The 4,538-nt window shown below is 39.2% G+C and carries 5 protein-coding genes, 1 tRNA gene and 1 pseudogene; 3 read left to right on the top strand and 4 right to left on the bottom strand.

Going from position 1 to position 4,538, the window contains the following annotated elements; genetic code table 11:
- Positions 1 to 338 precede the first annotated feature (338 nt).
- The 3 genes from CU635_RS23025 to CU635_RS23015 all read right to left on the bottom strand — a co-directional run bounded on the left by CU635_RS23025 (position 339) and on the right by CU635_RS23015 (position 1,640).
- Positions 339 to 581: a PBECR3 domain-containing polyvalent protein gene (locus CU635_RS23025; protein WP_101579669.1), complete on the bottom strand. Its 243-nt coding sequence runs from the start codon at positions 579 to 581 to the stop codon at positions 339 to 341.
- 192 nt (positions 582 to 773) lie between these two features.
- Positions 774 to 846, bottom strand: a tRNA-Ala gene (locus tag CU635_RS23020).
- A gap of 98 nt (positions 847 to 944) precedes the next feature.
- On the bottom strand, positions 945 to 1,640 hold the full coding sequence (locus CU635_RS23015) for an MgtC/SapB family protein (protein WP_101579668.1): 696 nt from the start codon (positions 1,638 to 1,640) through the stop codon (positions 945 to 947).
- A 161-nt stretch (positions 1,641 to 1,801) separates the two neighbouring features.
- On the opposite strand from CU635_RS23015, the gene CU635_RS23010 reads away from it, so the two are divergent.
- From CU635_RS23010 to CU635_RS23000, 3 genes and pseudogenes are all read left to right on the top strand, one after another.
- The gene (locus CU635_RS23010) at positions 1,802 to 2,713 is read left to right on the top strand and encodes a DMT family transporter (protein ID WP_101579667.1); all 912 of its coding nucleotides are present in this window, start codon (positions 1,802 to 1,804) and stop codon (positions 2,711 to 2,713) included.
- A gap of 10 nt (positions 2,714 to 2,723) precedes the next feature.
- On the top strand, positions 2,724 to 3,260 hold the full coding sequence (locus CU635_RS23005) for a GNAT family N-acetyltransferase (RefSeq protein ID WP_101579666.1): 537 nt from the start codon (positions 2,724 to 2,726) through the stop codon (positions 3,258 to 3,260).
- A gap of 5 nt (positions 3,261 to 3,265) precedes the next feature.
- A pseudogene (locus tag CU635_RS23000) lies at positions 3,266 to 3,828 on the top strand (GNAT family N-acetyltransferase).
- A 40-nt stretch (positions 3,829 to 3,868) separates the two neighbouring features.
- Here CU635_RS23000 and CU635_RS22995 read toward each other — a convergent pair.
- Complete coding sequence (locus CU635_RS22995) at positions 3,869 to 4,045, bottom strand: hypothetical protein (protein WP_180955680.1); 177 nt, start codon at positions 4,043 to 4,045, stop codon at positions 3,869 to 3,871.
- Positions 4,046 to 4,538: the final 493 nt, after the last annotated feature.

Raw genomic sequence — 4,538 nt, 5'->3', positions numbered from 1 at the left:
CAAGAAAAGTGTCTTTTTTTCATTTATTTTACTGTATAAAACTGGTTAATCAACACGCCTGATGTTAGATAAATCAAAAAAGACCATCTTCCGAAGAAGATGGTCTTAATGTAAATGATTTTGCAGGGCGGCAATCCTGATCTCTGGTAACTACCCAAAACTTGCTGCGCGCGGGTAGCGCGTGGGGAACCTTTCCCACCTCAAAGTCCTTTACGGAGTTAATATATTCAGTTTTGTCCGATTACATGCGTGCTTTCTACACCTTTATGATACCCAAATAGTTTACTTTTGTAAACCCTAAGTGTCATTTTGTGTCCTTCCGTCATCTCTGGTCCATGTTATTTGAAAAATGAAAACGGGTATATTCTTCCTGTTCTTAGTCGGCCGGCCACCTTTTTTTGGCCATTGTTGAGAGTATAAAATGAACCTAAAAATAGGCCAGTAGTCGGACTCATTTTGATGGCCAACAGACAATGATCGCTCATCGCCTTATATAACTCGACTGTGCCTGGTTCTTTTGGATTTTGTCCGGCGTAATCAGGATTAGAGATCACGGCTGGAATATCCTGATAATACTTCATAATTATACCACTGAAGGGCGCGCTTTTAAATGTTGCCCTTTTATTATTATACGAGTGGGTTTTAATAAAGTTTCATTTTAATCGGCACTTTTTGAGATTTACATCAATATTACATCAATGGCTATTTTCGAGTAGTTTTTGGAGAAAAAGAAAAACCCCTAGAACTATTGAGGCTCTAAGGGTTTCCGGTGATGGAGAATAGGGGGCTCGAACCCCTGACCTCTACGCTGCCAGCGTAGCGCTCTCCCAGCTGAGCTAATTCCCCGGGATGAAGCTTTGTTAAGGTACAAAAAAGATTATAGCTTGAACTTTCCTTATATGCAAGCGAAATTTAAAAAGAGGAGCAAAAAATCGCTCCTCTTTTTAATGAAGGTTTTCTATTTCAACATTGCCGACGCCGTCAATGTCCGAGACTGCATAATATACATCGGTCGTCAATCGTTTGAAATGCACCGTGATGATTAGCTGGACGAGTTGGTCGCCTTCTTCGAGATCCTTAATACGAATGGTTTTGATCGAAATTTTCTCTTTCTTAATATGTGTGATAATGTCAGCAATATTCTTTTTCTCGCGCACTTTTAATTGCAGGCGAATTTCTTTTTCCCGGAGTTGCTTTGGCCCGATTAGCCCCATTAAGTAGGGCATGAATTCGACGCTGATGATCAGCAACGTGACACCGGCAATCGCCTCCAAAAAAAATCCGGCACCGACGGCAATTCCGATTCCAGCTGCTCCCCAGATCATCGCGGCAGTTGTTAAGCCTGATATGCTGTCATTGCCTCTCCGTAAAATAACCCCCGCACCAAGAAATCCAATTCCGGAAACGATTTGGGCAGCGAGTCGCAACGGGTCCATCGTGATATTAACTGAGTCACTGCCCGGAAACATGTAGGCTGATTCAATTGAAACAATCGTCAGCAAACAGCTGACAATTGAAATAACAAGACTCGTTTTTAAACCGACCGGCTTTCTTTTAATTTCACGCTCAAGGCCGATCACAAGGCCAAGCACTGCTGATATCCCTAACTTAATTAAAACTTCTATTTCTGCATGTGTCATTCTTTCTCTCCCATAAATCAAGTTGTATTGATGTATATTAACCGATTTTGAAAAAAGTTAATCCTTCTCATAAAAATTTGTAATAGTATAGAAATTTTATGATGAAACGTTGTAATATTATGTATATAAATTCTAAATAGCAACTGGCAAGGAGTACAGGCATGAATGAACCGAGAATAAACCCATATCTTGCCCTTGCAATCGGGGTGATATCCGTATCCACCTCTGCGATTCTTGTGAAAGTATCGTCAGCACCTGCCGGAGTTATTGCTTTTTATCGGCTGTTGTTTTCAGTGCTGCTAATGCTGCCATTTTTTCTTCTAAGGTATGTGTCCGAGCTCCGTCTTATTAGGAAAACGGACTGGCTTTTCTCTATGATTGCGGGAGTGATTTTAGCGTTTCACTTCATCCTCTGGTTTGAATCGTTAAACTATACGTCTGTCGCCAGCTCCACTGTGCTTGTGACCCTGCAGCCATTATTTGCATTCGTCGGGACATATTTGTTTTTTAAAGAAGCGCTGACAGCAAAAGCAATCATGAGCGGGATTGTCGCTATCGTGGGAAGTATTATTATTAGCTGGGGTGATTTGCGAATTAGCGGCATCGCGCTGTTCGGAGATTTGCTGGCATTGGCAGCCTGTGCGCTCATAACAGCCTATTTATTATTCGGACAAACAGTCAGAAAACGGCTATCGCTGATGACTTATACATTTGTTGTTTACAGTATAAGTGCTTTAACTTTGTTTGTTTATGTAATGGTAAGAAATGAACCATTAATTCCAACGGCCAGCAGAGATTGGATTTACTTTTTATTGCTTGCCGTCGTACCCACGCTGTTGGGCCACACATTATTTAACTGGTCATTGAAATGGCTGAGCACATCAACGATTTCAATGGCAATCTTGTTCGAGCCAGTAGGAGCGGCAGTACTGGCTTACTATTTACTTGGGGAACAGGTTATAATGACACAAATTGTCGGCGGAATGATTGTAATTATGGGAATTTCAATGTTTTTAATGGATGAACGAAGAATAAAGATGAAAAAGTTAAAAGAAAAATCAGCTCCAAGCTAGGGGGAAAAAGATGATAATCCGAGAAGCAATGGAAAAAGATGCTGCTGGAATTGCCGAAGTGCATGTGAAAAGCTGGAGACAGACGTATCAAGGTATTGTCAGTCAACAATTCCTTGATGAATTAAGTGAAGATGAAAGATTGAAAATATGGAGGCAGATCCTATCTTCACCTCAGCCAGGTGCAGCCGTTTTTGTCGCAGAAGAAAAAGGCAAGATCATTGGCTTTGCTTCATTTGGCAAAGAGCGCACAGGTGAACTCGATGCTGATAGCGAATTATATGCGATTTATCTTCTTAATGAATACAAAGGAAATAAAGTTGGGACAAAACTCTTCAAAAGAGGGGCAGAAGCATTATTGGCCAATGGTTTTAGTTCAGTGGTTGTCTGGGTGCTTAATGATAATCCAAGCAGGCTTTTTTATGAAAGCTTTAAGCCAATAAAGCTAACTGAACAGATGATCGACATTGGCGGCAAAGAATATAAAGAAACAGCATATCACTGGGATGACATAAAGAATTTACTCAAAAATAATAGTAGTGGCGATTAGTATAGATGGGGATCGAGATTGCTTTTGAAAAGTTTCCGATATTGGAAACGAATCGGCTGTATTTAAGAGAAGTGAGACTGGAAGATGCTCCTGCGATGTTTTCTTATTTTTCAAAGAATGAAGTAACTGAATACTATGATCTGGCATCATTTACGGATGAACAGCAAGCAGTTGATCTGATTCAAAGATTGCAGCAACGCTACCGTACAGGCGAGCAACTCCGCTGGGCGGTTGATTTAAAAGAACAGCCTGAGCAATTAATCGGAACATGCGGCTTTCATGCGATCGAGCCTGAACATTTTAAAGCGGAAATCGGCTATGAACTTCATCCTGACTTCTGGAATAAAGGAATCATGGCTGAAGTAATCCACAAATCGTTCACTATGGTTTTAAGGAAATGGGGTTAAATCGGATTGAGGCCTTCTATGATCCTGCCAATGCTGCTTCGAGAAGGGTACTTGAGAAAAATGGTTTTGAATATGAAGGTATATTAAAGAAGAGATTTTTCGAAAAGGGCCAGTTTGTTGACGCTGCTATCTCCGCTATTGTAAATGATTCGCATAGGTAAACAAGGGATCCGGATTTTTATCCGGATCCAAATCATGAAATTACATAAAAATATGCGTAAAACCGAAAAAAATAAATCCTGATGTCACGCTAAAAATGAATGTACCCCCATATATTTTGCCATCGGCATTCGATATTTTTATTGCTTCGAAATAGGCAAACGCAATCAGAAATATTGCCATAACTAATGAAAGATATAGTGCAAAGGTTTCTGCCATGATTCCACACCTTTTCATTTAAACTACCATCAGTTTATGTACTGCTCGTCCTCATTATGCAAAAGAGATTATCCTGTGCGAAAAACAATGTAAAGCAATCATACCGCTGTATTATGCGTGTCATAACATTTCCTTGCTATTATCACTTAGTGAAAACTGTTCAGAGCAAATAAGAGAAGGTCAGTCTATCTCAGTTAAATAAGAATAATAATGATAAAAAAGGGTTAAACAAAGGACAAGAAATAAATAATTTGCGATTTCTTAAAATTATATTGCAAACATTTTTTATCCGTGGTATATTAATTTTCCGCCTTGAAAATGAGGCGAATAAATTTAAATAAACTGTTTGATAATAATTAATTTATTGTTGACATTCGATTTAAGTTTATGTTATATTAAGAAGGTCGCTTCTGAGCGATAACGAGTAAAAATTGCTCTTTGAAAACTGAACAAGCAAGCAAAAACGTCAACGTTAAGTTTATTTTTATTTAAG

This window comes from Bacillus canaveralius (genome assembly GCF_002860125.1).
Lineage (GTDB): Bacteria > Bacillota > Bacilli > Bacillales > Cytobacillaceae > Bacillus_BJ > Bacillus_BJ canaveralius.
Note: the sequence above shows the minus strand (reverse complement) of the source record. Positions and strands in the feature narration are given on the sequence as shown.